Raw genomic sequence first — 24,773 nt, forward strand, 5'->3', positions numbered from 1 at the left:
ACGGCTGCACCAATTTTGGGGTGGTGTGCGCGGACGGCCGAGGCGGGGCTTATCCACAGGCGGGCGGACGCTGGCGCCCCGCCGGGTGCTGCTTTTAGGGTGTGGGCTAAGGAATCGCCCGTAAAAGAAGTGAGGAGGAAAAGCGATGCCTTCGGTGTATGAGCTTGTCGCGGCTGCGGGCAGGGTTGGCCTGGGAAGTCAGGGAGCCGCGAGCGCGTCCGCGGGTGCCCTGGGTTTGGCTCAGCGGGTGCGGGAGTGGTCTGCTGCGCTGGCGCAGCAGGTGCTGGGGCAGGCGGACGCCGTCGGGCAGGCCTCTGGGCAGGCTTTAGCTGCGGGGCAGGTGCAGTGGGATTCTGTGGCTGGCCGTGCCTTTCAGGGGGCTTTGGAGGCAGAAGGGGGTGCGGCTAGGGCTCTGCAGGGGGAGTTGGAGGCCGGTGCCCAGGAGGTGCGGTTGGCCGGTGAGGCTGTTGCTGCTGAGCTTGAGTTGGTGGCTTCTGCTATCGGTGCTGCCGGGGCTGCTTTTGATGCCGCCTTAGCGGGTATGGCGGTGCTGGACGATATCGACTTTGACGACTTTATTGTGCACGCCGAGCGGGCTAATCTACCTGCCCTGCACGGGGCTCTCACCTCGGCTATGGGCAACCCTCTGCTTGCCCGTGTGAGTGCTACTTTGGCAGGAGAGGGGTGGTAGGCGTGGTCGCAGCATACGTTTCTGGTGCCCCTGGGGCAGGCCCTTCGGGCGGCCGTATCTCGGTGGAGTTCTCTGAGCTAGAGCCCCTAGCTCACCAGCTTGCTGCCGTAGCTGGGCGGTACGAAGAAGCGAGCCGGGAACTGGGTGGTCTCACTGCGCGTGTGGCTCTTTTGGCCTCCCTCGATCTGACGGGGGCAGGTAGCCGCGCCCTGGCGTCCTTGGGTACCAACACCCTAACGCTCACCACCCTGGTGGCGGGTATGCGGGGCCTAGCCCGAGGCGTGCAGAGCGCCGCTGAGAACTACCGGCAGGCGGAGGACTTCGCCAATCGGGTTATTAACCAGACGAATCAGGCTCAGACCCTGGGCATGGCGGTGCTGCGTGGCACCCAGTCGGCCTTCGGCTACCGGGTTGACCTGCTTAAGCTGGTTGTTAAGCGGGGAGCGGTGCTGGCGGTGGTCTACGCGAAGGACGCCTTCTTGCTGGCTCGCACTACTCCCGATGGGCGTAAGATCATGCAGGATACGACTAAGGGACTTAATAAGCTGGCGCAGGTAACGGGTACGACCGGGCGCTTGCGGGCTACCCGCGACATGACGGATGTGCTCAGCCCCAGCCTGCGCGTCGATAACCTAGACCCCGGTAAGAGTATCCCCCGGCTTGAACCCAATGGAGCCGGTCGGGAACTACCCCTGAGCGCCCGCGGAATCGCCGAGCACTTCCAGCGCATGGAAGGCATAGAGAGCCGGGGCGATGAGCTCTTTGAAGCCGCCCACTACCAGGGCGCCTGGGACCACGTCATGGTTCAAACCCTCTACAACCCAGAAACCGGTGAAACCCAGTACCTGGTCACCATTCCCGGGACGGACGGTGACGGCGAGCGCGAGGATTTCTTGCAGCCCTGGCGCGGGGGCACAAACACCTGGGCTGGCACCGCCGGAAGTGCTACCTCGGGGTATGGTTCTGACCTAACCCCTAATCAGTACACAGCCCTGATGACCCAGGTAGAGCGAGCACTGGAACAGGCAGGGGCGGCTGAGGGCAGCGGCGTGATTCTGGCCGGGTTCAGCCAGGGCGGGCTAGCTGCCGGTGCGCTCGCGGCCAATACGTCCTTCGGTTCCCGCTATCGGGTTAAGGGGCTTATCACCCAGGGCAGTCCGGTGGACGAGATCAAGGTACCTGCGTCGGTGACCCACGTTGATACCCGGTATAAGGGTGACCCCGTCCCCTACCTTCAGGGTGACCGCCCCGACTACGCGCCCGATGCGTCTACCGTGATGCAGCACAGACCTGCAGACGCCTCGGTTCACGGGGCTGCGGACTACGTGAAGATCGCGGGTGCTAACCCCGGTACGGAGCAGGTGATACCCGAGCTGCAGGGCTTGATGGGCGGCTACAGCGTGGTAAAAACGACGATTACCGCCGGCACGACCCAGAAGCCCGACATCACCCGCACCGAACAGGAACAGATGGCTATAGCGGGAGTTGGTAACGCTGTGCACGCGGGGGCTCAGAAAATAGGGTTGGGCAACCGCTTAATCAATAGTTCCAGCATTAACCCCTCTGACCTCTACCAGGACGCCGACTCAGCCCTGCGCACCTTAGATACTGAGGTGATACAGAAGGGGGATCGCTGGCTCGATACCCAGCTGCGCAAGGTAGAAATTGGCGGTGTGCAGCTCTATAACCCCACCATCACCCTGCCAGCGGTGGGGGAGCAGCCGCCTGCGCCTGTGCTCGATAGCAGTATCCGGGTGTATGAACCCACCGCCCAGCAGCAGGTACGCAACCTGACCAACCTAGCTGGGGTGGGTGACCTCATCAGCGACGAAGCAATCGATGAGGGGGTGAGAGTCTTTTTGCCCGCCAGCTCGACCCCGCCCGAGTGAAGTACCGGGGCGGAGCCAGGCTAGGAGGCGGACGAAGCGGCGGGCTCTTAAGCTGCCGGGTAGAGGGGGTTATGGCCGGACGCTACTCGCTCGGTCTCCCGCACCGGGGCAGGGGCGGTAGCACCGGCGTCCGTATTGAAGGGGGAGCCGCCCAGGGCCTCACGCCCGTGCGGGGTGAGCCAGCCGGCCAGGTCAGGGCCTGTGGGCACGATGCCGGTGGGGTTGATGTCCTCGTGAACAATAAAATAGTGTTCTTTGATCTGCTGGAAGTCCACGGTATCGCCAAACCCGGGGGTCTGGAAGAGGTCGCGGGCGTAGCCCCAGAGATTGGGCATGGAGGCCAGGGTCTGGCGGTTGCACTTGAAGTGGCTGTAGTAGACAGCGTCAAAGCGTACCAGGGTGGTAAAGAGGCGCACATCTGCTTCGGTGATGTGGTCCCCCATGAGGTAGCGGCGGGTGGCCAGGCGCTCTTCAACCCAGTCTAGGGCCGCCCAGAGGCGGTCGTAGGCTGCCTCGTAGGACTCCTGGGAACCGGCAAAACCGCAACGGTAGACCCCGTTGTTGATTTCGGTGTAGATACGCTTCATCACCGCCCGCATTTCCTCTTCGAGCTCAGCGGGCCAGAGGTCAGGGGCTCCCTCGCGGTGGTAGGCCTTCCACTCCTTCGAGAAGTCCTCGGTAATCTGCGGGAAGTTATTGGTGATAACGCCACCTGATTCAATATCGACGATAGCGGGTACCGTAATGCCGCGGGGGTAGTCGGGGAAGCGGGCAAAGTAGGCCTGCTGTAGGCGCTCAATACCCAATACCGGGTCCTTGCCGTCTTCATCGAGGTCAAAGGTCCAAGAGCGGGCGTCGTGGGTGGGGCCGGGTAGGCCAACGGAGAGAGCATCTTCGAGACCTAATAGGCGGCGGACGATCAGGGTGCGGTTAGCCCAGGGGCAGGCGCGAGCGGCTACCAGGCGGTAGGCGCCGGGCTTGACCGGCCAGAGCTGGTGGTCGGGGTCAAGCTGGGCAGTAGTGGCGGGGTCTGCGACAATGCGGTCTTCAATGTAAGTGGTGTCGCGGTTGTATTCTTCCCCGGCGTGCACGTAGGAGCCGCGGGTGGAGTGTTCTGTCTGTTCGGTGGTGCTCATGCTTCCACCCTCTCACAAAATACTTTCAAAGTAAAGTATTTTGTGAGGGCGGAGAAAGGCTTGAACCCCTCTAGTGCGAAGGCAGTGTCAGCCCGCGGTACATACGGGCTGTTCGCGCGGGAGCCCAGGCGCCACCGCAGTCAATGGGGAGCCCCTCGTCCTTAAAGCCCCGGCGGCCATAAAACTCCCGAGCCCGCTCATTGCCCACGATGTACCAGAGGTAGGCAGGTTCATCAGGGTAGAGAACAGCATCAAAAAGAGCCGCCCCCAAGCCCGTGCCGTGAGTCGATGCAAGAGTATAAAGGTGGGTGAGCTCCCGCGTCCCCTCATCAACCGGGGGCAGGCCAATCTCTAGCTCCCAGGCCAGGGGGCCGGGGCGGGACAGCGCAAAACCGACCGGGGCGTCCCAATCAATCTCACCTCCCACCGCGCAGCTCAGACCACCGGCGGGCGTCCATGCCGGATTCTCGTAGGCAAAAAAGGCGCGGGCACCGGGCGCTGCGATATTCTCAGCAAACTCTTCCAACCAGCCGTCCCGCTCAGCCGCCTGCCGGGCCCCAAAACCGGGGTCTACCAGCCCGTTATAGGTCTGCGCCAGGCACCGTAACTGCAGGTCAACATACTTCTCGGCGTCCTCAGCGCCCACCGGCGCCACCACATACCTGCCATCAGCTACAAAACCCACGCGCGTCCGTCCTTTCACATCACTGTCACTGCCCTCTCACTCTAGCAAGCTCCGCAGAGCCCGCCCCACCCACTAGGCTAGAGGGGTGGCAAAACGCAGACGAACCCCCAAAAAACAGGTAGAAACCCCCGAAGCCCTCGTTGAAGGCACCTACCCCATCGACACCGGCATCGCCGAACTCATCGAAGACGACTACACCCCCGGCGGCTGGGTGCTCGAAATCAACGGCATGGAGTCTTCCCACATCGTGCTGGGCCAGCCCCGCGAACTCGACTTCGAGTACATGCGCTGGCTAGCGGCCGTTATCGAGCCCTTCATTGACGCCCACCTCGACCCGGCTAAGCTCCGTATCACCCACCTGGGCGGCGGGGCCTGCTCCATGGCCCGCTACCTGGCCGACGTCTACCCGGCCTCCCACAACACCGTCGTCGAACTCGACGGCAAACTCGCCGCCTACGTCCGCGAATGGTTCGACCTGCCCAAGGCCCCCACCCTCAAAATCAGGGTCGGTGAAGCCCGCGCCGTCACCGAAGGTTTTGCCCCGGCATCGCGCGACATCATCATCCGCGACGTCTTCGCCGGCTACATCACCCCGGAGCCTCTCACCACCCTCGAATTCACCCAGCTGGCCGAACGCTCGCTAGCCCCAAATGGGCTCTACATCATCAACTGCGGCGACGACCGCTCCCTGGCCGGTGCCCGGGCCGAGGCAGCCGCTATCGCCCAGGTCTTTGAACACACCTGCATTGTGGCCGACCCGGCCATGCTCAAGGGACGGCGCAAGGGCAATGTCATTATCGCTGGCTCCCACGCGCCCCTGCCGGTAGCCGGTGATCTGGCCACCGCCGCCATCACCAAGCGCCTGCTGGGCGGCGGGGTACCTGCCCAGTATAAGGACGACACCTGGGTGCGCGACTTCGCCCGCTCGGCTACCCCGCGCCGCGACGCCCAGCCCGAAGCTGACTTGGCGGCCTTGGACCGAGAGCTACGTAAAGAATAGGGCTGGGTTTGGTTAATGTGGTTCACCAAAGCTACCCAGTGACAGAACACCTCATATCACTATTAAGTATCAGTGATAAAAATTTTTTCTCAGTGATAATTGTTAGTGAGAGTATTCTATACTTGACCCATGGAATGGTCTGCTCACACTCTTGAAGAAACACTTGTAGCGCTCCGTGAGCGGGGATTTGATAGTACCGAGATTGAGGTCAAAAGTGCCCACCAGGGACTGCCTCAAAATCTAGGCCAAACTCTGTCTGCCTTTGCTAACATGCCTGATGGAGGCACCCTTATTTTAGGGGTTGATGAGAAAAGAAATTTCTCAATCGTAGGCGTTGCTCCTGAAGTTGAAGCTGGTGTTGCCTCATTGACAAGAGAACATGTTCATCCCAGCCCTCATTTAGATTTTCACTCTTTCACTTTTAAAAGTGAGAAAGAAATTCAGCCCTGTACTGTTCTTCTTGTAGCAGTGAAGGGGCTTAATGTATTAGACCGGCCGGCCTTCTACAAGGGCCAGGCCTACCTGCGGCAGTCAGATGGTGACTACCCCATGAACGACAGTGAACGTCGCATGATTGAGGTAGCCAAATTACATGCCGAAGAACAAATTTTCTATGACCAGGCTGCTGTACCTAACAGCAGTATCGATGACTTAGATACCCAGTACCTGAAGGTTTACCTGTCCAACGCCCGATCTAGCTCTAAACGTCTGGCTAAGTACAGCAAAGATGAAGACGTTTTACGTGTTAAAGGTTTGCTGACAGCAGAGGGGCAGGTGACTCTGGCAGGTATGTATGCGCTAGGGAAGTATCCCCAGGGGTTTTGCCCAGCTTTGACAGTAACGGCTGCCGTCCGACTTCCTGGTGCAGAAGGTGTTCGTACCCGAAATCGGCGAGATTTTGATGGCCCTCTGCCGGATTTGCTCGAAGATATCATGGACTGGTGCGCGGAGAATATTCCTACCGAGCAGGTTTATCAGCCGGATGGGCATATGATTGACCGCTCAATTCTACCCATGAGAGCCGTGCGAGAATTTATTGCTAATGCTCTTATTCATCGTGATTTGGGGCCCTCGACCTTGGGCGAAGGAAAGAGCATCCAAATTCGTCTGGATAGTAGTAAAGGGTTGTTCATCGAGAGCCCCGGTGGCCTTAGAGGTCTTTCAGTTGCTCAGCTGGAGTCCATGGATCATACCCAGGCGGCTGTTAACCAAAGACTTTATGATGCTGCAAAGTATCTGCGCACTTCTGAGGGTGACCGCCTGATTGAGGGTGAAGGCGGCGGGATCCAGGAAGGTTTCTCTGCTATGGCTCAAGTTGGTTTGCGTTTGCCTCAGCTCATCAATAGCGGGGTCAAGTTCAAGGTCATTCTCTGGTTAAGCCAGCTGGAGCGCAGGCAACTGGTCGGACAACAGGGAACTACTTTTTCCCCGCTATCTTTCAACACGAATATTCCCGCCAACCAGTCTCGCCCAACACAGGTAGCTAGCTCCTCACCTAAGTTTGGAAAGAACTCCCCTCTGGTTCTAGCGACTTTGAGTCATGAGGGCACCCTGTCTGCAACGGAACTTGCTCAGAAACTCAACCTCACTTTGGCTCAGGTACGTTATGCCCTGCGTCCTCTGATAGATTCTGGGGCTGTTATTCGAGAAGGCGGGCAGGGTAGCCACTCTACTGTCTACCGGGCTGCCTAGTTTTCAGCCTCAGCTGAGCTCACCGTCAACGTAAAACCACACCCCGCCGTCCTTAGTGAAGCGGGAGACCTCGGTCTGCACTCCGCGTACCCGCTCGTCCTCCGGCGTCCCCGGCACTGACCTGTAGTAGGCGGCGAACTCTACGCCGCCGGTGCTGTCAAAGGGGCCGCCTGCCGTGCTGAGAATGTCGAGTCGGTACCAGCGCAGGCTGTCGTCGAGGTGCAAGGACGTCGGCCGCGTGCTCGGGTGCCAGGTGGCTAGCAGGTAGTCGGGCAGGCCCACCGCAAAGGCGGTGAAGCGGGAGCGCATCAGCGCTTCAGGAGTCGGTGCAGTTAGTTCGCCGGCCTGGGCAAACCGGGAATGGTAGCGGCCGCAGCAGGCGCCGTACACTTCGCCGGTGCCGCAGGGGCAGCGGGTATCGGGTTCAAGCATGCCTCTATTAAAACAGGTAGGCAGGTGGGCAACCCGTCCTCTTTAAAAGCAAATACCCCAGTTTTTGTGCAGCTACCTCGGGTAAAAACCGGGGTAACTGCACCAAAACTGGGGTACTGAGGAAAGAGGAGGGTTAGGCGTGCAGCCAGCCCTCAATCACGCCCATGCCGAAGAAGACCAGGAAGGCGGCTGAGACGATGTACATAATCGGGTGTACTTCCTTACCGCGGCCCTGTACCAGGCGGATGAAGGTGAAGGCGACGAAGCCGGCACCGATACCGTCCGCGATGGAGTAGGTGAAGGGCATCATGATGATGGTGAGGAAGGCAGGAATGCCCAGGCCCCAATCGGTCCAGTCGATGTGAACAGCCTGGCGGACCATCAGGAAGCCAACGACCACCAGGGCAGGGGCTACAGCCTCGAAGGGCACGATGGAGACCAGCGGGGAGATGAAGACAGCCAGCAGGAAGAGGGCACCGGTGACGATGTTAGCGAAGCCGGTGCGGGCGCCTTCACCGATGCCGGTGGCGGATTCCACGAAAATCTGGTGGGCTGAGGACGATGAGCCACCACCGAGCACGGAACCGGCGGCGTCAATCAGCAGAACGCGGTCGATGTTCTCAATCTTGCCGTCCTCATCGATGGTGCCAGCTTCAGAGGCCAGACCCACGGAAGTGCCCATGACGTCGAAGAAGACAGCCAGCAGGATGGCGAACATGAGCATGGTTGCGCCCAGGGTGCCCAGGGATGAGCCGGAGAAAGCGCCGACCATATCAACGGAACCCAGCAGGGAGAGGTCGGGGTGACCGATCCACTGGGTGGGGATGCCGGGGATCATGAGGGACCAGCCGGTGGCTGAGTCCATGGAGGAGCCGGAGGGCCAGACCTTTTCCAGCACGATTGCCAAGATGGTTGAGGCAACTACACCGATGAGAATTGCACCGCGCACGTTGCGGATGAAAAGGGCGACGGTGAGGAAGAGACCGAAGAGGAAGACGAAGATGGGCCAGCCCTGCAGGTGGCCGCCGGCGCCGAAGGAGACGGGTACGGTGGTGCCTGCGGCATCGGGCATACGGCGGACGATACCCGCGTTGACCAGGCCAATCAGTGAGATGAAGAGGCCGATGCCCACGACGATGGCGGTCTTGAGCGATTCGGGGACGGCGTCGAAGACGGCGCGGCGGAAGCCGGTGAGCACCAGAATAGCCATGACGATACCGGCCCAGACGACCAGGCCCATAATCTGGGGCCAGGTCAGGTTGGGGGTGGTTGCGATGGTGGAGGCCAGCAACGCGTTAACGCCCAGGCCCGCCGCCATGGCGAAGGGTTGCTTGGCCCAGAGGCCCATGATGATGGTCAGGACGCCCGCCACCAGCGCGGTTGCTGCAGCGACGCGCTCGACGCCGAGGGTGTTGCCTGCGCCGTCGGGGCCGAGGCCCAGGATGAGGGGGTTGAGCACCACGATGTAGGCCATAGCGAAGAAGGTCGCTAGACCGCCGCGGACTTCGGTGGAGAGGGTGGATCCGCGTTCGGTGATTTTGAAGTAGCGGTCGATGGCGCTGGTGGGCGCTGAGGGTGCGGGTTTGTGAGCCGCGGTGTTCTCAGAAGACATTCGTGAAAATCCGTAGATACTCGTGTGGGTTTGTGTGGCCCAGAAATGAAAGTGCGCCGTCTTTGGTGCGGACGGCGCTGATGTACCTGTCTAGTGTACGCCCGTGTGCCGGTTTCTGGCGAGAGCGGCGGGTGTGACGCTGTGCAAGGGGAGGGCGCGAACGCCCCGCTTCTCCTGTTGGGGAGGGCGGGGCGTCCTTTTGTTTTTTAGAGCGGACGGCTGGGGTAGAGCTCCTGGGCTTCTTGCCGCTTGGCGCGGATGTGGTGGATAAAGCTACGGGGGCTCGTGAGCTCGGTGAGGTCAAGGGGGTTTTGTGGGTCGCTGAGGGGGCTAACGAGCTTCCAGTTGCTACCTAAGTTGAGGACGGACTGGTGTTTGACGTCGTAGTAACCGGGTTGCCCGTTGAGGGCGATGCCGCGGGCCCCGTGGAGGGCGCCGGTGAGGTGGTGGTGGAAGCGGCTGGTGATCCATACCTGGTGGGGGGCGTAGGTGAAGTTTTCACGCCAGAAGCGTGAGAAGGGAATGAACCCGTCGTCGGCTACGAGGTCGCGGAGGGCGTCGTAGCCTGCGTAGTCGTTGCCGGGGATGGCTTCGACATAGTAGGTGCGTTCCTTGGGGATGTCGAAGTGCTCGATTTGGGCGCGGGCGAAGGCGAGCATTGCTTCGTGGGCCCCGGGTTCGAGGGCGTCATTTTGTATGCAGAGGTAGAGCTCTTCGGGGCGTCCTGTTTGAAGGGCGGACGCGGGTGACTGGCCGGGTGGGAGCAGCAGGGCGTCGTCGAGGCCGGTTTCTAGGCCGAGTGCTTCTGCGCTGGGTAGGTCGCGTACGCTGACGTGATCGAAGTCTCCGAAGGTTTCGTCGTTGCGCGGGGTGAGGCCCTGACCTGTGGCAAAGAGGCGGGCGCCTGAGATGTCACGGGTGGCGCGCATGGCGTCTACGAGTAGCTGGTTTTCGGGCCAGAGGGAGTTGATGTAACCGCCACCGAGCAGGTGCAGGGTGCCTGCCTCCCGCAGGTCGATGATGCCCAGGTCGTAGTTGGGCGTGCTGAGCTCACGGATCTTATCGGCCGGGGTCCTGGAATCGCCCTGGAGGTGCTCGTGAATTGCCCGGAAGAGGGTGTTGGTGACGTGCAGTTTGGGGTGGGCGTGTTTGAAGAGGGACGTCGCATGGCCCGGTTCGCGCACATCGAGCCAGACCTCGGTGGCGGGGTGGGTTGCTGCCAGGTACTGGAGCCAGCGCAGGGTGATGAGTTCGTCGCCGTAGTTGGGGTAGCCGGCCATGGAGATGAGGTAGATGGGCTTACCGGGCGCGGGCGCTTCTTTGTGTTCTACCGGTGCAGGCGCTGGGGCAGGTGGGGTGGGGGAGTCCTTGCGGAGGAACTTATTGAGCATGCGGGCTAACTCCTGTGGGCGTTGCGGTGGATGAAGGTTACGAATTACCTTATGTTTTGAGCGTGCGGGAGGTCTTTTAAATCTTCGTGTGAGTGTGTGGCAGGGCACCTGCTGGGTGTAATTATAGGCCGGGGCTGCATGGTCCTTTGTGGTGGCACTCTGGGGGAAGCAACATAGTGAAAAGAAAGGTATGCCTGCTTCGATACTCTGAGTATAATTTAGGCAAACCTAACTTATAAGAAAGGCTAGCCGTGGATTCCGCGTCCTACCCCTCCATCGACACCCTGACCGTCCGCTCGCGCGCCGTCGTCCTGACCGACCGCCCCGCCCGCTATGCCAAGCAGCTCGCTAGCCACTTCGGGCATAAGATTCTGGCTGAAGAGATTGAGGGTGGCCACCGCCTGACCTTCAACCGTGACGGCAATTTCGATGGCTACGGCGATGTGCTGGTGCAGGAGGTTGACGGTGTTGAACACCTTGTCCTGCTGACCTACGCGGAGACCCCCGAGAAGCGTGAGCGCCTTGAGGGTGTGCTGGGCCGCCACCTGGAACGCTTTGGTGAGAAGGACGGTCTTGCCGTCACTTTCGTAGCCCTCTAGGCTCTTGCGGTGTGCGGGTGTATGTTTGAAACTGAAATTTTTTCCCGCTGCACCGTTGGAGCGTTATGAGCCAGAGAGACCCTCGCGACCTTGAGGTTGCCCGCGATTTTCTTGCCGAGTTGGCCACCCGCCTGAATCTTGACCCTGCCCTGATGGAGCAGACCATGCCCCATCTTCTGGGTATGACCAAGCATGTGGCGCACGGGGTGGTGCGCCCGGCAGCACCCCTGGCTGCCTTCCTGGTGGGTTACGCGGCCGCGCAGGCAGAAAACCAGGCGGACGCCGGTCAGGCGGGGGAGCGCGTCCGCTCGGCTTTGGAACAGGTGGAGGCCTTGATCGAGGAGTACCGGGAGAACCATGGGCAGGCTTAACCGCACCGCCCCGGCTACCCGGTACGTGCTCAAAGACGACGGCACCTTTTCGGTAGACCGCCGGGCTGACGCCCTCACCGCTGAAGAGCCCCTCGAAATCAGGCTGGATGGCCAGACCGTCACCACCACCATGCGCACTCCGGGGCACGATATTGAGCTGGCCCATGGGTTCCTGCACGCCGAGGGGCTGATTAGGAGCGCCGCTGAGATTAGCACCGCCCGCTACTGTGCGGGGGCGACCGGGCCGGACGGCGCCAACACCTACAACGTGCTTGACCTGACCCGCGCAGTCCCTGAAGCTACGCACCCCAGCCCGGCGGGCGGCGTCCTACCCCTCTTTGAGAAGGCTGCACCCCTGCGCCTGACCGTGACCAACTCGGCCTGCGGGGTGTGTGGGTCGGCCTCGATTGACTCCATTATGGGCAAGGCCAGTCGCCCCATACCGCCCACCGCGCTCACCCCCGAGCAGGTGCTGGAACTGCCCTCCCGCCTGCGCGACCACCAGGTAATTTTCAAGAAAACCGGTGGTATTCACGCTGCCGCCGTTTTTGAGCCGTCCGGCGAACTGCTGGTTGCCCGCGAAGACATCGGCCGCCACAACGCCGTGGACAAGGTGGTGGGCCACCTGCTCATGAACGACGGGCTGGAGCCCCCAGCCCCCGGCCTACCGGGGCGGACGCTGGTGGTCAGCTCGCGGGCGTCCTTTGAGCTGGTGCAGAAGGCGGTGCTGGCCGGTTTCTCGGCGCTCGTGGCGGTTTCGGCCCCGTCCTCGCTAGCTGTGGATCTTGCCAAGGAATCGGGCCTCACCCTGGTAGCTTTTGCTCGAGAACGCCGTTTTAACCTCTACTCTGGCCAGTTGGCTCAGTAACCTGGCCCACATCGCGCTACACTGGGGTGTATGAGCACGGTAAGCAAGCACGAAGACGTCCCTGTTGTCAGCCGCGTGAGCGAAGAAGCCACGGCCTTTGATAATCCCAAGATTGGCCACCGCACCAAGGTTGCGGCGGGCCCCGGTGGTGTGCTGCACGCTATGGCCCACGCGATCCCGGCCCGCGGTCTGCTCCCCCTGATTAATATGAACCAGCACGGCGGCGTCGACTGCCCTGGCTGCGCTTGGCCCGAACCCCACCAGAAAGACATGAACGTGGTGGAGTTCTGCGAAAACGGCGCCAAGGCGATCGCTGAGGAGACCACCCCCGAACGCGCGGGCGTCGATTTCTGGGCGCAGTACTCTGTGACCGAGCTGCGCGACAAGACCGATTTCTGGCTGGGCAAGCAGGGCCGCATCACCCAGCCCCTGCTCTACGACCGCTCTAGCGGCGACGACCACTATCGCCCCGTCACCTGGGAGCGCGCCTTTGAACTGATTGCTGAGCAGCTCAAGAAAACCGACCCCACCAAGGCCGTTTTCTACACCTCGGGCCGCGCCTCCAACGAGGCCGCCTACGCCTTCCAGCTGCTGGCCCGCCGCCTGGGCTCCAACAACCTGCCCGACTGCGGCAACCTCTGCCACGAGTCCACCGGCGTCGCCCTCAAAGAGGTCGCCGGCCTGGGCAAGGGCTCAATCACCATGAGCGACCTCGAAACCACCGACCTGCTCATCTCGGTGGGGCAGAACCCCGGCACCAACCACCCGCGCTCGCTGACCAGCTTCAAGAAGATGAAGGAAAACGGCGGCAAGATGGTGGTGCTCAACCCCATGCCTGAAACCGGCCTGATGGCCTTCCGCGAACCCCAGTCGCCGGTGGGCATGATTGTGCCCGAAAAGCTGGCGGACGAGTACCTGCAGGTGCGGCTGGACGGTGACCGCGCCTTCTTCCAGCAGCTCAACAAAGAGCTGATTCGGCGCGACGCCATTGACCACGTTTTCATTGAGAAATTTACGGATGGCTTCGAGCAGCTACGCGAGCACCTTTTGGGTCTGGACGACGCTGAGCTGGAACGCGGCTCTGGCATTTCGGCTGCCCAGGTGGCGCGGGTTGCCGACCTGGTAGAGGCCTCTGAAAACGCTATTGTCTCCTGGACCCTGGGCGTCACCCAGCACCGCGAATCGGTGGGTACCCTGCGGGAGATGATGAACTTCCTCTTCCTCACCGGCAACATGGGCAAGCCCGGGGCCGGTTCGGCCCCCTTCCGCGGCCATTCGAACGTGCAGGGCAACCGCACCGTGGGTATCTGGGAGAAGATGCCCGAGCCCTTCCTTGCGGCTCTTGAAGACTACTTCGGCTTCCCCGTCCCCCGCGAGCACGGCCTTGATACCGTGGACGCCCTGCGCCAGATGCGCGATGGGAAGAACCAGTTCTTCATGTCCCTGGGCGGTAACCTGGTGCGCGTTGCCTCAGATACCACCGCCTGCGAGAAGGCTATGAGCAGCCAGGAGATGACCGTCCACCTCTCGACCAAGCCCAACGGGTCGCACGCCTTCCCCGGCGAGAAGGCCCTGATTCTGCCCGTCCTGGCCCGTACTGACCGCGATGTGCAGGCGTCCGGCCCGCAGAAGATTACCGTGGAGAACTCCTTCGGTATCGTCTCTGCTTCTATCGGCAAGCGCACTGCTAACGATGACCTCGACCTCAAGTCAGAGGTAGAGATTATCTGCTCGGTGGGCCGTGAAACCTTTGGTGATGATTTCTGGCAGCCCATGATTGACGACTACGGCGTGATTCGTGAGGCTATTGAGGGCACTATCCCCGGGTTTGAGCGCTACAACGAGCGGATTGAGAAGCCCGGTGGTTTCTACCTGCCGAACGGCCCGCGTGAGCGCGTCTTCAACACCGAAACCGGCAAGGCCCGGTTGACGGTCAATGAGACCAACGTGCTGGAGGTTCCCGAGGGTCACCTGCTGCTGTCGACGGTGCGTTCGCATGACCAGTTCAATTCCACGATTTACGGGCTGGACGACCGCTACCGCGGCGTGCGCGGTGGCCGCCGCGTGGTCTTTATGCACCGGGACGACATTGCCGCCCTGGACCTTGAGGACGGCTCCCTGGTGGATATTGTGTCGGTCTGGGAGGACGGCGAGCGTCGGGCTCCTAATTTCCGTGTGGTGGAGTACGACCACGCCCGCGGCTGCTGCACCGTCTACCTGCCCGAGGGCAATGTGCTGGTTCCGCTTGATTCGGCGGCGAAGCGCTCGAACACTCCGGTGTATAAGTCGGTGCTGGTGCGCCTGGAATCGCTGGGGCGTAAGGCTTAACCGGCGGTAGCGGGCGGACGGCCGGGCCTCGGCCCGCCCAAGGTAATCGAAAGCTTCATCAGCGCGTTCTAAGAACATGCTGATGAAGCTTTCGATTACATTAGATACTAGAAGGATGAACCGGCTAAAAACTCAAATACATCTAGCCACTCAATATCACCTGTTGAAGGGGCGAATCTATCACCTGTGAGTAGGAGGCAACGCGCTCCGGGGGATAGTCGCTGAAAAGGGGCTAATTCTCGTGCTAGGGTTTGCTCAGATTCTGTTGTTAGGGCTACCTGAATATAGATTGTGCGCCCTTCTTTCTTGGCTAGAAAGTCTATTTCACCTTCGGGGACCTGCCCGGTGGTGACTTCAAAACCCCGGCGGAGAAGTTCTAGGTACACCATATTTTCGAGGTCTCGACCCCTGTTGTAATCCCGTGACCCTAGCAAAGAATTGCGTAGACCGGGGTCTACGAAGTACATTTTCCCGTTGGTCTTTAGCCACTGCTTCCCTTGGGTGTCGTACCGGCGGCAGCGGTAAAGTAAGTGCGCGTCGACCATTAACTGTAGGTATCGATCTACGAGCTCAGATGAAACATTCCTGCCGTGTGACTTGAGTTGTTTCACGATGGAGAGGGTTGAAAGTTCAGAGCCTGCGTTATCAAAAACGAAACGGGCTACTCGCAGAAAGGCTTCGGTATCACGTATCTGCCCGCGTAACGCTATGTCCCTGGTAAAGATTGAGTCAAAGAGACCGGTGTTGAGCTGTCGTACTACTTCTTCGTTGGTTGTTACAGCTGCTGCTGGGAAGGTACCCCATTTGATCCATTGTTGGTAGGCCTGAACTGCTCCTGTGAAGTGTACCCCTGAGTGTTCTCGGAAACGAGTAAATTCGGTCAATGACAGGGGGAGCATGGATATCTCGATATAGCGCCCTGCTAAATAGGTGATGGACTCAGAAATGAACATTGACGCGTTGGATCCGGTAACACAGATTTCAAGATTCTCGCGGCTACGCAGTGAGTTTACGACGCGAGCCCAGTCATTTAGTTCCTGAACTTCGTCGATGTGTAGAAACCGTACTTCGTGGTTTTCTATCGTTTCGAGAACATGTGCGTGGAAGATCTGCGGATCTCGCAGGTTGTCGTTGCTCATGTCTTCAAAATTGATAGATAGTATCTGGTGAGGGGCAACCCCGTGGCTTATGAGGTGTTCTCGATACATTCGAAGTAGGGCTGATTTGCCGCAGCGTCGTACGCCGGTAATGACCCGTACAAGAGCGGGGTCCGTGATGCTGGTTAACAGGTCAAGGTAGCGGTCGCGAGCAAGAAGCTGAGTCATAATTTCGAATATACCTGAAATTAAGTGAAATCTGCCCTGTAATTTCAGGTATACCTGAAATTACAGGGCAGATGAAGTTTTAGTCCAGCACCGGGAAGTTGTGGTGCCCGGCGTGTACTAGGAGCTGCGTGCGGGTGGTGACGCCCATCTTTTTGTAGACCTGTGAGAGTGTGTTTTTGACGTTTGAGAGTGAGTAGTTCAGCTCTTCCGCGATTTCCTGGTTAGTGTGCCCCAGGCAGACGAGTTTGGTGATGGCCTGCTCTGTCTCGTTGAGTTCGCTCCAGGGGTCACCCTGGGGTGGTTGGGTGAGGTTCATGGAGATAACCAGGCTGGCGAGGGCCCGCCGGTCGATGATGGCCCGCCCCTCAACCGCAGCTGTGACCGCTTGTTTGATTTCCTTGGCGCGGGAGTTTTTGAGGAGGTAGCCGTGGACGCCTGCGGCGAGGGCTTGGCTGACGTAGCTGTAGCTATCGAAGGTGGTGACGGCGATGATTTTAGTGTCTGGGTGGGTTGCCAGGATGTGCCGGGTGGCTTCTATGCCGTCCATGACGGGCATGTTGAGGTCCATGAGGAAGACCTCGGGGCGTAGGGTATTGGCGATGGTGATGGCTTCTTGCCCGTTGCGTCCTGTGGCGATGAGGTTGAGGTCGGGGTCGTTTTTGATGTAGAGGCCCAGGAGCTCGTTGAAGTCGGGGTCGTCTTCGATGAGGGCTACGGTGGGTTGGTGCATGGTGGGTGCTTTCTAGGCGGTGGCGAGGGGCAGGTGGATGGTGAGGTTCCAGGTTGTGTCTGTTACTCCGTAGTGCATGGTTCCGCCGAGGGCGCGGATGCGCTCACCTATGCCGACAAGCCCGTAGCCGGTGCCCCGGGTGTGTTTTTTGGGGGTGGCGGGGTTGGAAGTGGTGACGGTGACGCCGGTGAGGTTGGGTTTGGCGGTGACGGTGATGGTGCAGCCTGGTTGGGCATAGTTTTTGGCGTTGTGGCAGATTTCTTGGATGAGTTTGTGGAAGGTGGGGCGCACGCCGTCGGGTAGGTTGGCTTCGGTGATGGTGATGTTTTCGTGCAGGGTGAAGCCGTGGTCGGTGAGGTCTTTGCGGGCTTGGGCTAGGGTCTGGGTGAGGTTGATGGTGGGGGCGGACGTCTGGGGTAGGGCTGTGGGGTCGGCGTCTCCTCGGGTGGTGCGGATCAGCAGGCGCATGTCTGTGAGGGCTTTGTGGGTGTGTTCTTCGATGGTGTGTAGGGCGGCGTCTTTGTCGCTGGGGGTGATTGCGTCGAGTCCTTGGCCGGTGGTGAGGCCGATGACGCTGATGTGCCGGGCTACGGTGTCGTGAAGTTCGCGGGCTAGGGCGCGGTTGGATTCAGCTACCTGTTCTTTGTAGTCGGCATATTCCTGAGCCAGGGTCTTTTTCTGTTCCCAGGAGATTCGTAGTGCTAGGGGAACAAAAAATAGAAGAACACAGAAGGATAATGACACGATGAGCCAGCTGAGAAAATTTTGATTTACAAACCCGCTGAAGAAAAATAAAAGTACGCTAACTCCTAATAAAATAAGCTGCCTTGAGCTAGCTAGAAAAACTGCTAGGGGAACCCCAAAAAATATTCCTAGGTAGAAGAAACTGTTATCGGGAATATGAGTATAAAAGGAACTAATTACAAGCCCAACGCAGAAAATGTACGGGGTGAATATTTTCTTGGCATAGAAGGTGTAGAGCAGGAGCGTAAGGAGCAGCAGAGACACTAGGTTGTAGAAGCGGTCTGCTCCAGAAAGATAGGGTACCTGTAGAAAGTCACCAAGGGTCACCAGAACTGTAACGAAGAGTAGAGTAATGCGTAGTTTCCCTGTTGGCTTTATAGCAGGGAGGTTACGGGTGATTTCGAGGTAGTTCATATGGATTTCTATTTTTTACAGAGTCGTAGATGTTCCAAAAATTTTGGACAGCCGATAGCTAACTCTACTTCTGGGGTGGCAGAAGTGGGTGCGTGGTGGCCGTAAAGGTGATTTTGTGCAGGTAACGCTAGGGTAAGGGCAACTAACAGGGTTGTCAGAGTCGCTTTCATCTGGATCTCCTTTGACATAGTTGGAGTTCTATGCCTAGGAATACAGGGTTTTCGGACAAACTTCAAGGGGTTATAGGGAAGTCGGTACTTAAGTATTGACCTTGCCTCCGTCGGCCGTTTTTCCTTGCCTGGGGTGCTCTTCGATACCTACTATTGAAATGTGACAAGAAACCTGCGGAGAAACACCAAGGGGTTTCAGTTATCCGCTATATCTCAGTTATTCAAAGGGGAATGAAATGTCTACTTCTATCCTGGGCTGCCTTACAGTTTTTATGCCTTAAAGATGGATAAAAAATCAGTCTGGGTTCTTTGTTTGTCTGCATTTTTCACCTCTATCAGTTTAAAAGCATTAGAATCGTGACATTCAGGTGTAGCTTGGGCTATCTATGTTGCGATACCGGCACTCTTATTGCTTTTGACCACAGGAATATGGTGGAAGATTAATAAGCCGTCAGGATATTAACCCAAATATTTTAAATAGGAGCAAAGCATGACTTCAGAAACTCTCAGCTCGCTTCTGAGCTACATCACCTACGGTGGTGCAATTGCTACCTTGTGTGTTGCTACGGTAACTCTGTATCGGCACCAAAAAGCTAAGCGTGAGAATCAGTAAATAGACACCGCTAGGCCTGCATCTCCAACTGTGAGATGCAGGCCTGGCGGTTGTCTAGAAACACTTCAGTTAAAGTATGCACCTGACTGTTTACTTCTATGTCTGCCTAGTTTGGGACTGCTGGCGTGAAGAGGAAAATACCCTTAAGGAGTGTTGAGCCAAGTTTCTAAGCACAACTCAGTACTTAAGTACTGAAGGTGCTTCTACCTCTTGAAAACTTCAGATGTGTCTGCTGGAATAATTACAATTCTTGGTATTCAAAGGAGATTGCACCATGCCACGTCGAGCCCTTCCCCTTGCCCTACTCATTCCGCTGCTGGCAGCCTGCTCCAGCGGCGCGTCCACTACAGCTGAGGCACCAAGCTCCACCCCGAGCGTCCGCACCACCACTGTGCCGCCACCTGCTACCACAGCAACCGCCAGCCCCGAAGAGCTGGCAACTCAGGGCCCCACTATTTCTAACGAAGATATTCAGCGGGGCATCGACACCGGCAATATCTACGTGCTCTACTCCGGCGTCATGTGCTTCGGTGGCACACTAGCTGACCCCACCGAGTTTGCTGAGCAAGAACTAGCCAGTGACTACATGAGCGAGGAAGAATACCAGCAGCACTACAGCCAGATCCCGGCAGAAGTCCTTGCCCAGAGCGAGAACAACAAAACCGGTATCTTCACCGCTCCCCAAGAATGCCTAGACGCTGGCTGGTCCCAGGCCGGAGCCATCTAAAGCACCCCGCACCCCCGCCCGCATCTGTTACATCTATTACGACCAGCCTCTACCCGCGGTAACCCCAGGACTTACTCTGTAACCGGGGCGACGGCGTCCGCCCCAAACTCGGTAGACTAGAGCAGAACCAAAGTCCCAACCCGCCGTGCCCACCTACGCCCGGCGCCGAAAGGAAAACCCGTGTCAACCGAAGCCCCCCGCGCCCTGCGCGTCGCCGTCATCGGTGCAGGCCCCGCAGGTATCTACGCCGCAGACATCCTCACCAAAAGCGAAGAAGTCCGCACCGGAGCCGTGCCCGTAGCCATCGACATCTTCGACCGCTACCCCGCCCCCTTCGGCCTAATCCGCTACGGCGTAGCCCCCGACCACCCCCGCATCAAGGGCATCATCAACGCCCTGCACAAGGTGCTCGACCGCGGCGATATCCGCTTCTTCGGCAACGTCAACTACGGCACCGATGTCACCCTGGCCGACCTGCGCAAGCACTACGACGCCATCATCTTCGCAACCGGCGCCATCAAGGACGCCGACCTCGACATCCCCGGCGTTGAACTCACCGGCTCCTACGGCGCGTCCGACTTCGTCTCCTGGTACGACGGCCACCCCGACGTGCCCCGCACCTGGCCGCTGGAAGCCAAAGAAATCGCCGTGCTCGGCAACGGCAACGTAGCTCTCGACGTCGCCCGCGTGCTCTCCAAGCATGCCGACGACCTGCTCGTCACCGAAATCCCCGACAATGTCTACGAGGGTCTCAAGGCCTCACCTGTCACCGATGTGCACGTCTTCGGTCGCCGCGGCCCTGCCCAGATCAAGTTCACCCCCCTCGAACTGCGCGAACTGGCCCACTCCCGCGACGTTGACATCGTGCTCTACGAAGAAGACTTCCAGTTCGACGAGGCCTCCCGCGAAGCCATGGAAACCAACGCCCAGACCAAGGTCATGATGAAGACCCTCAATGGCTGGCTCGAAGAGCAGAAGGAAAACCCCGGCACAGCCTCCCGCCGCCTGCACCTGCACTTCCTGCAGTCACCCGCCGAAATCCTCGGTGAGCACGGCAAGGTCACCGGCATCAAGATGGAACGCACCGAGCTCAACGGCAACGGCGGCGTTACCGGCACCGGCGAATTCATCGACTACCCCGTGCAGGCCGTCTACCGCGCCATCGGCTACTTCGGCTCCGAACTGCCCGAGGTTGGCTACGACAGCGAACGCGGCGTCATCACCAACGTTGAGGGCCGCGTCATCGACGACAGCGACGTACCCGTCCCCGGCCTCTACGCCACCGGCTGGATTAAGCGCGGCCCCGTCGGCCTGATTGGTTCTACCAAGTCAGACGCCCTCGAAACTGTCACCCACCTGCTGGAAGACCGCGAAAACCTTTACACCGCCGAGGCAGCCGACCCCGCAGCGATTGAGACCTTCCTCGATCAGGCCGGCGTCCGCTACACCACCTGGGAAGGCTGGCACCGCCTGGACGACCACGAAAAGGCCCTGGGCGCAGAGGCCAAGGACGCTGCCGGCGAGCCCCGCGCCCGCATCAAGGTGGTTGACCGCGACGAGATGACGGCGATTTCACGCGGCGAGCAGTAGCTCACTGCCCCGGCCCTGTCTCTAGTAGAAGGGGACCGCAAAACTTAAAAGGGACCGCATATTATGCGGTCCCTTTTAGGTTTTAAGGTCCCCTTGGGGGAAACGGGCGTACAGAAGCGCGGACCAGTGCGGATGTCCGCCGCCCCTACCGCATGAGCACCCAGTCCAGGTAGGGGTTGAGGAAGAGGCCCGACGGGTCTAGCTCTTCGCGCAGCTCCACGAAGTCGTTGAAACGGGGGTAGAGCTGGGCGAGGGCGTCCGCGTCCTGGGTGTGGAACTGACCCCAGTGGGGGCGTCCGCCGTGCTCCTTGAAAACCCCTTCTAACACCCTGAAGAGCTCGGCGTGGGGCTGACGCCAGTAGGCGCGTGCCGAGACATAGAAGGTCTCCCGCCCGTAGGCCTGCGAAAGCCAGATGTCGTCGGCGGCAGCGGTGCGCACGACCAGGGGGTAGGCCATCTGGCTACGGTAGGACGCCAGGTGGGCGCGCACATCGCGCATGACGTCGGCAAACTGCGACATATCGAATGCGTATTCCATATTGTTTTGCCGCACGGTGCGGTGAATAGTGAAAACGCGGGCCGAGTAGTCGGCGTAGCGGCGGTTGCCCTTAGCCCAGTTGGCTACCCTGTTCAGCGTCGGCTGCGCCGCAGGCACCTTAGCCCCGGCGTAGCTGAGCGCCGAGAATACCCCGTTGTTGAGCAGATAGTCGCCGCCGTAGCGCCGGGCCTGGCTCAGGGCAGCGCTGGCGGGCATGTAGCCGTCGGTGAGCAGGGCCAGGCGGGTGAGTCTGCGGGTGCGCACCTCGCCGGAGCCCGGAAACCAGCTAAATTCGTAGTGGTCAGCCCCGCGGGAGCGGTCTTCAAAAGAGTGCACGATGCTCTCGTAGGTGTGCCCGCGCTCAGCCGCGTGCAGGCGGAACTGGGGCACCACGTTAAAGGTCAGCTCTACGATGATGCCCAGGGCGCCCAGGCCGCAGAGGGCCGCTGAGAAAATTTCCGGGTTCTGCTGGGGCGAGCAGGTGAGTAAGGTGCCGGTGGCGTCCACCAGTTTGAGCTCGGCAACCTGGGTGGCAAAGATACCGTAGCTCAGGCCGGTGCCGTGGAAGCCGGTAGAAATTGCCCCGGCCAGGGTCTGCTCGTCGAGCCGCCCCAGGTTGGTGAAGGCCAGGTTGTAGTGGCCCAGCAGGCGGTTGGCCTCGCGCACGGTGGTGCCCGCCAGGAAGGTGGCGGTGAGGTTATCGGGGTCCACCCGCACCAGGCCGGTGAGGTGCTCCAGGGTCAGCATGGTGCCGACCGGCTGCCCAATGGCGGACGCGCTGCGCCCCCGCCCCACTACCTTGACTCGGCTACCTGCCGCGGCGGCGTCCTTAACCTGCTTTTGCAGCTCAGGCACCGAACGGGGCGCAAGGACGCCTGTGGGCTGGGTGGTGTGTTGGCGGGCCCAGGTGCTCCACAAGGGGCTTGTCTGCGGGGTATCGGCCATAATCTACCTCGATTCTTGCTCGTACATGCCTATTTTCCCACGAAGAGGTGGGCGCTGGCTGAGAGTCTGGGCGGCCGGTCACAGCTTGGTAACAGTTGGCTCACAATTCGATCAACCTGCCTGTTTTCGCTTGCCCGGGCCAGGGCGGCTGTGATGGGGTGGAAGTACTGGAGAAAGGAAGGTACAACACCATGAACAACTCTTCACTCCGTATTTTTGCCCGTTGCGGTTCGGCTGCGCTCGCCCTCGGGGCGCTGACGCTCACGGGGCTTGCTCCCGCCCAGGCCAGCGAGGCCGGTACCGCGGAGCAGCCGTCGCTGGTCACCAGCTCAAGCACCGGTACCCTGCCCTGGGCTCCTGAAGATTACGCCTGGCTGGGTGCTCCCACCGATGAGGGTTTTATTGCTCCCGGTACTCCTGGTGCCCCCGGTTTTATGGGACAGAACTTTACCCGCGGGGCTGTTTTCTATAACGAGGTAACGGGCACCCATGCTGTGCACGGTGCTATCTATGACCTGTGGCGTTTTGGCGCGGTGACGGTGGGTGACGGCTCTGCCCTGTACAACCTGATTCCTGTGACCGATGAGCAGCCGGTGGGCAGCGGCGTGCGTCAGAGCTTCGCCCAGCCGGGCTTGGCTAGCGGTAACGTCTTCTGGTCTGAGGCTACCGGCGCCCATTTTGTTGAGTCCGGAACCCCGGCGGGCGATTACTTCAATGCCCAGGGCGCTGTAGATGCCTTTGGCTTCCCGGTGGCTGAGGTGCAGCAGGTAGGGGATGCCTCAGTGCTGTACACCGAACAGGGCGTACTCACGGTGACCGCCTCCGGCGCTGTGTTTAGCTCCCTGGGCTAGGTGTTTCTCAGCGAGCGTGCGCCGTATCGCCGAGCGTGCGCATGGCTACTGCACGCTCAGCGATATAACGCACGCTCGTTGGCGCAAGGACGCCGCCACCCCACTCCCCTGCCCAGCGGCAGGGGAGTGGGGTGCGGCGTCCTCGCGCCGCGTAGTTCAAAAATGAATAAGTGCGGTAATGAGGCGAAATAAGTCACGCTGCTCACGAGGGGAGGACTAAACTAGAAGTAGGCCCCGGCAGCAGCGCCGGCAACCCGGCTGGCAGAGCGGGGTCATCATGAATCTAAGGAGATGACCATGACCGAACACGCTCTCACCTTCGGTGAAAAAGCAGTAGCTGCCCGCAACGACATCGCAGAAGTGGCCAACGCAGCCGGCGAAATCATCGTCGGTATCGACGGTTCCGAACAGAGCTACGGTGCCCTGCGCTGGGCCGTACACGAGGCTGAAGTCCGCAAGGTGCCCGTCCGCATGGTCACTGCCTACTCCCTGCCCGTCTTCACCGGTACCGGTTTCGACGCAGGCTACTCCATGGTTGACGAGCAGGCCCTGACCGACGGTGTGGCCCAGATTCTCGACGAAGCTCACTCCCGCGTGGGCGAAACCAGCGTTGAACTTCGCGCTACGGTCGAGACCGGCGACGCTACCGCCGTCCTCCTGGAACTCTCCAAGAAGGCTGAGCTGATGGTGGTAGGTTCCCGCTCTCACGGCGGCTTCCTGGGACGCCTGCTGGGCACTGTTTCTACCTCCCTGCCTGCCCACTCTCACTGCCCCACCGTGGCAGTTCCCCAGTCCTATGCCGAGAAGATTGAAGCTGACCCCGGCATTCTGGGCGGCGGCCAGTCTGTGGTTGTTGGTTCGGACGGCTCCGACGAGGCCCGCCTGGCCATGATGCAGGCAGCCGACGAAGCTTCCCGCCGCGGCGTCAAGCTCACCCTGGTCAACGCCCTGGCTCCCTACACCGGTGCGCTCAACTGGGTGCCTGCCGCTGTGGACTTTGAGGCCCTCTACCGCGAAATTGCTGATTTGCAGCGCAAGGCCGCTGAATGGATTCGCGGCTACTTCCCCAACCTGGAAATCGAATTCAAGCTCATTGACGGCTCACCCGTTCAGGTACTGCTAGAGGCGGGTAAGGCAGCTGACCTGATTGTGGTCGGTACCCGTGGCCGTGGCGGTATCGCCGGTATGTTGTTGGGCTCCACCTCCCAGGGCATCCTGCACAACACTCAGGTGCCGGTCATGATTGTTCCCCAGCTCGATGACCCCCGCATCGATCAGGCCCCCGATGCCGGCGTTACCTGGGGCTAGCCAAAACGTAAAAGCACTCTAGTCAGCTTCTCTCGCAAGGAGTAGGCTGGTTGTAAGACAAGGCAGGATAGCTCCCGCCGAAGCTCCTTTTCAGGCTGAAAAGGGCTCCGACGGCGCTATCCTG

Annotated in this window: 22 protein-coding genes; 13 read left to right on the forward strand and 9 right to left on the reverse strand. The window is 60.0% G+C overall.

Annotation, left to right across the window (positions count from 1 at the left end):
* Positions 1-145 precede the first annotated feature (145 nt).
* Together L7A20_RS00950 and L7A20_RS00955 are read left to right on the forward strand one after the other, a co-directional pair.
* Complete coding sequence (locus L7A20_RS00950) at positions 146-691, forward strand: hypothetical protein (protein ID WP_237186768.1); 546 nt, start codon at positions 146-148, stop codon at positions 689-691.
* Positions 692-693: 2 nt separating this feature from the next.
* Positions 694-2,580 (forward strand): hypothetical protein, encoded by a 1,887-nt coding sequence (locus L7A20_RS00955; RefSeq protein ID WP_237222073.1) that lies wholly within the window; start codon positions 694-696, stop codon positions 2,578-2,580.
* Positions 2,581-2,627: 47 nt separating this feature from the next.
* On the opposite strand, the gene L7A20_RS00960 is transcribed toward L7A20_RS00955, so the two are convergent.
* Together L7A20_RS00960 and L7A20_RS00965 are read right to left on the reverse strand one after the other, a co-directional pair.
* Positions 2,628-3,716 carry a glutathione S-transferase family protein gene (locus L7A20_RS00960; protein ID WP_237222074.1) on the reverse strand — a complete coding sequence of 363 codons (1,089 nt, stop codon included), beginning with the start codon at positions 3,714-3,716 and terminating at the stop codon, positions 2,628-2,630.
* Positions 3,717-3,786: 70 nt separating this feature from the next.
* A complete protein-coding gene (locus L7A20_RS00965) occupies positions 3,787-4,401 on the reverse strand; it encodes a GNAT family N-acetyltransferase (protein ID WP_237222075.1) in 615 nt (204 codons plus the stop codon).
* An 85-nt stretch (positions 4,402-4,486) separates the two neighbouring features.
* On the opposite strand from L7A20_RS00965, the gene L7A20_RS00970 reads away from it, so the two are divergent.
* Together L7A20_RS00970 and L7A20_RS00975 are read left to right on the forward strand one after the other, a co-directional pair.
* On the forward strand, positions 4,487-5,401 hold the full coding sequence (locus L7A20_RS00970) for a spermidine synthase (protein ID WP_237222076.1): 915 nt from the start codon (positions 4,487-4,489) through the stop codon (positions 5,399-5,401).
* Positions 5,402-5,530: 129 nt separating this feature from the next.
* Positions 5,531-7,093, forward strand: a complete 1,563-nt coding sequence (locus L7A20_RS00975; protein WP_237222077.1) for an RNA-binding domain-containing protein — start codon at positions 5,531-5,533, stop codon at positions 7,091-7,093.
* A gap of 9 nt (positions 7,094-7,102) precedes the next feature.
* On the opposite strand, the gene L7A20_RS00980 is transcribed toward L7A20_RS00975, so the two are convergent.
* The 3 genes from L7A20_RS00980 to L7A20_RS00990 form a co-directional block, all read right to left on the reverse strand.
* Positions 7,103-7,525, reverse strand: coding sequence for a YchJ family protein (locus tag L7A20_RS00980; RefSeq protein WP_237222078.1), 423 nt, complete (start codon positions 7,523-7,525; stop codon positions 7,103-7,105).
* Positions 7,526-7,658: 133 nt separating this feature from the next.
* On the reverse strand, positions 7,659-9,137 hold the full coding sequence (locus tag L7A20_RS00985) for an NCS2 family permease (RefSeq protein ID WP_237222079.1): 1,479 nt from the start codon (positions 9,135-9,137) through the stop codon (positions 7,659-7,661).
* 206 nt (positions 9,138-9,343) lie between these two features.
* Positions 9,344-10,528 carry a polysaccharide pyruvyl transferase family protein gene (locus tag L7A20_RS00990; protein WP_237222080.1) on the reverse strand — a complete coding sequence of 395 codons (1,185 nt, stop codon included), beginning with the start codon at positions 10,526-10,528 and terminating at the stop codon, positions 9,344-9,346.
* A gap of 251 nt (positions 10,529-10,779) precedes the next feature.
* On the opposite strand from L7A20_RS00990, the gene L7A20_RS00995 reads away from it, so the two are divergent.
* From L7A20_RS00995 to L7A20_RS01010, 4 genes are all read left to right on the forward strand, one after another.
* Positions 10,780-11,127, forward strand: a complete 348-nt coding sequence (locus L7A20_RS00995; protein ID WP_237222081.1) for a DUF2218 domain-containing protein — start codon at positions 10,780-10,782, stop codon at positions 11,125-11,127.
* 65 nt (positions 11,128-11,192) lie between these two features.
* Positions 11,193-11,498, forward strand: coding sequence for a DUF6457 domain-containing protein (locus tag L7A20_RS01000; RefSeq protein WP_237222082.1), 306 nt, complete (start codon positions 11,193-11,195; stop codon positions 11,496-11,498).
* The gene (gene fdhD, locus L7A20_RS01005) at positions 11,485-12,366 is read left to right on the forward strand and encodes a formate dehydrogenase accessory sulfurtransferase FdhD (protein ID WP_237222083.1); all 882 of its coding nucleotides are present in this window, start codon (positions 11,485-11,487) and stop codon (positions 12,364-12,366) included. Before L7A20_RS01000 ends, fdhD begins: the two co-directional genes overlap by 14 nt.
* A 30-nt stretch (positions 12,367-12,396) precedes the next feature.
* The gene (locus tag L7A20_RS01010; RefSeq protein ID WP_237222084.1) at positions 12,397-14,694 is read left to right on the forward strand and encodes an FdhF/YdeP family oxidoreductase; all 2,298 of its coding nucleotides are present in this window, start codon (positions 12,397-12,399) and stop codon (positions 14,692-14,694) included.
* Positions 14,695-14,801: 107 nt separating this feature from the next.
* On the opposite strand, the gene L7A20_RS01015 is transcribed toward L7A20_RS01010, so the two are convergent.
* The 3 genes from L7A20_RS01015 to L7A20_RS01025 all read right to left on the reverse strand — a co-directional run bounded on the left by L7A20_RS01015 (position 14,802) and on the right by L7A20_RS01025 (position 17,493).
* Entirely contained in the window at positions 14,802-16,019 is a 1,218-nt protein-coding gene (locus L7A20_RS01015; protein ID WP_272879197.1) for an ATP-binding protein, read from the reverse strand.
* A 79-nt stretch (positions 16,020-16,098) separates the two neighbouring features.
* Positions 16,099-16,749: a response regulator transcription factor gene (locus L7A20_RS01020; RefSeq protein WP_237222085.1), complete on the reverse strand. Its 651-nt coding sequence runs from the start codon at positions 16,747-16,749 to the stop codon at positions 16,099-16,101.
* Positions 16,750-16,761: 12 nt separating this feature from the next.
* Positions 16,762-17,493 carry a sensor histidine kinase gene (locus tag L7A20_RS01025; RefSeq protein WP_237222086.1) on the reverse strand — a complete coding sequence of 244 codons (732 nt, stop codon included), beginning with the start codon at positions 17,491-17,493 and terminating at the stop codon, positions 16,762-16,764.
* A 1,074-nt stretch (positions 17,494-18,567) separates the two neighbouring features.
* On the opposite strand from L7A20_RS01025, the gene L7A20_RS11960 reads away from it, so the two are divergent.
* From L7A20_RS11960 to L7A20_RS01035, 3 genes are all read left to right on the forward strand, one after another.
* A complete protein-coding gene (locus tag L7A20_RS11960) occupies positions 18,568-18,690 on the forward strand; it encodes a hypothetical protein (protein WP_257617982.1) in 123 nt (40 codons plus the stop codon).
* 274 nt (positions 18,691-18,964) lie between these two features.
* Entirely contained in the window at positions 18,965-19,417 is a 453-nt protein-coding gene (locus L7A20_RS01030) for a hypothetical protein (RefSeq protein WP_237199142.1), read from the forward strand.
* Positions 19,418-19,597: 180 nt separating this feature from the next.
* On the forward strand, positions 19,598-21,007 hold the full coding sequence (locus tag L7A20_RS01035) for an FAD-dependent oxidoreductase (protein WP_237222087.1): 1,410 nt from the start codon (positions 19,598-19,600) through the stop codon (positions 21,005-21,007).
* Positions 21,008-21,152: 145 nt separating this feature from the next.
* Here L7A20_RS01035 and L7A20_RS01040 read toward each other — a convergent pair whose 3' ends face one another.
* Positions 21,153-22,490: a D-arabinono-1,4-lactone oxidase gene (locus L7A20_RS01040; RefSeq protein WP_237222088.1), complete on the reverse strand. Its 1,338-nt coding sequence runs from the start codon at positions 22,488-22,490 to the stop codon at positions 21,153-21,155.
* 191 nt (positions 22,491-22,681) lie between these two features.
* Between L7A20_RS01040 and L7A20_RS01045 the strand changes: the two genes are divergently transcribed.
* Both L7A20_RS01045 and L7A20_RS01050 read left to right on the forward strand, forming a co-directional pair.
* Positions 22,682-23,341 (forward strand): LGFP repeat-containing protein, encoded by a 660-nt coding sequence (locus L7A20_RS01045; protein WP_237222089.1) that lies wholly within the window; start codon positions 22,682-22,684, stop codon positions 23,339-23,341.
* A 297-nt stretch (positions 23,342-23,638) separates the two neighbouring features.
* Positions 23,639-24,649 (forward strand): universal stress protein, encoded by a 1,011-nt coding sequence (locus L7A20_RS01050; RefSeq protein ID WP_237222090.1) that lies wholly within the window; start codon positions 23,639-23,641, stop codon positions 24,647-24,649.
* The last annotated feature ends 124 nt before the right edge of the window (positions 24,650-24,773 follow it).

The sequence above is a fragment of the Rothia nasimurium genome (genome assembly GCF_928381415.1).
GTDB classification, from domain to species: Bacteria; Actinomycetota; Actinomycetes; order Actinomycetales; family Micrococcaceae; genus Rothia; species Rothia nasimurium_H.

Coding starts and splice junctions, on each gene's coding strand:
- L7A20_RS01020 (WP_237222085.1), bottom strand. CDS start 16,749: ATGCACCAACCCACCGTAGCCCTCATCGAAGACGACCCCGACTTCAAC.
- L7A20_RS00990 (WP_237222080.1), bottom strand. CDS start 10,528: ATGCTCAATAAGTTCCTCCGCAAGGACTCCCCCACCCCACCTGCCCCA.
- L7A20_RS11960 (WP_257617982.1), top strand. CDS start 18,568: ATGACTTCAGAAACTCTCAGCTCGCTTCTGAGCTACATCACCTACGGT.
- L7A20_RS01015 (WP_272879197.1), bottom strand. CDS start 16,019: ATGACTCAGCTTCTTGCTCGCGACCGCTACCTTGACCTGTTAACCAGC.
- L7A20_RS01030 (WP_237199142.1), top strand. CDS start 18,965: ATGCCACGTCGAGCCCTTCCCCTTGCCCTACTCATTCCGCTGCTGGCA.
- fdhD (WP_237222083.1), top strand. CDS start 11,485: ATGGGCAGGCTTAACCGCACCGCCCCGGCTACCCGGTACGTGCTCAAA.
- L7A20_RS01040 (WP_237222088.1), bottom strand. CDS start 22,490: ATGGCCGATACCCCGCAGACAAGCCCCTTGTGGAGCACCTGGGCCCGC.
- L7A20_RS01010 (WP_237222084.1), top strand. CDS start 12,397: ATGAGCACGGTAAGCAAGCACGAAGACGTCCCTGTTGTCAGCCGCGTG.
- L7A20_RS00960 (WP_237222074.1), bottom strand. CDS start 3,716: ATGAGCACCACCGAACAGACAGAACACTCCACCCGCGGCTCCTACGTG.
- L7A20_RS00975 (WP_237222077.1), top strand. CDS start 5,531: ATGGAATGGTCTGCTCACACTCTTGAAGAAACACTTGTAGCGCTCCGT.
- L7A20_RS01050 (WP_237222090.1), top strand. CDS start 23,639: ATGACCGAACACGCTCTCACCTTCGGTGAAAAAGCAGTAGCTGCCCGC.
- L7A20_RS00950 (WP_237186768.1), top strand. CDS start 146: ATGCCTTCGGTGTATGAGCTTGTCGCGGCTGCGGGCAGGGTTGGCCTG.
- L7A20_RS01000 (WP_237222082.1), top strand. CDS start 11,193: ATGAGCCAGAGAGACCCTCGCGACCTTGAGGTTGCCCGCGATTTTCTT.
- L7A20_RS01045 (WP_237222089.1), top strand. CDS start 22,682: ATGAACAACTCTTCACTCCGTATTTTTGCCCGTTGCGGTTCGGCTGCG.
- L7A20_RS00985 (WP_237222079.1), bottom strand. CDS start 9,137: ATGTCTTCTGAGAACACCGCGGCTCACAAACCCGCACCCTCAGCGCCC.
- L7A20_RS00980 (WP_237222078.1), bottom strand. CDS start 7,525: ATGCTTGAACCCGATACCCGCTGCCCCTGCGGCACCGGCGAAGTGTAC.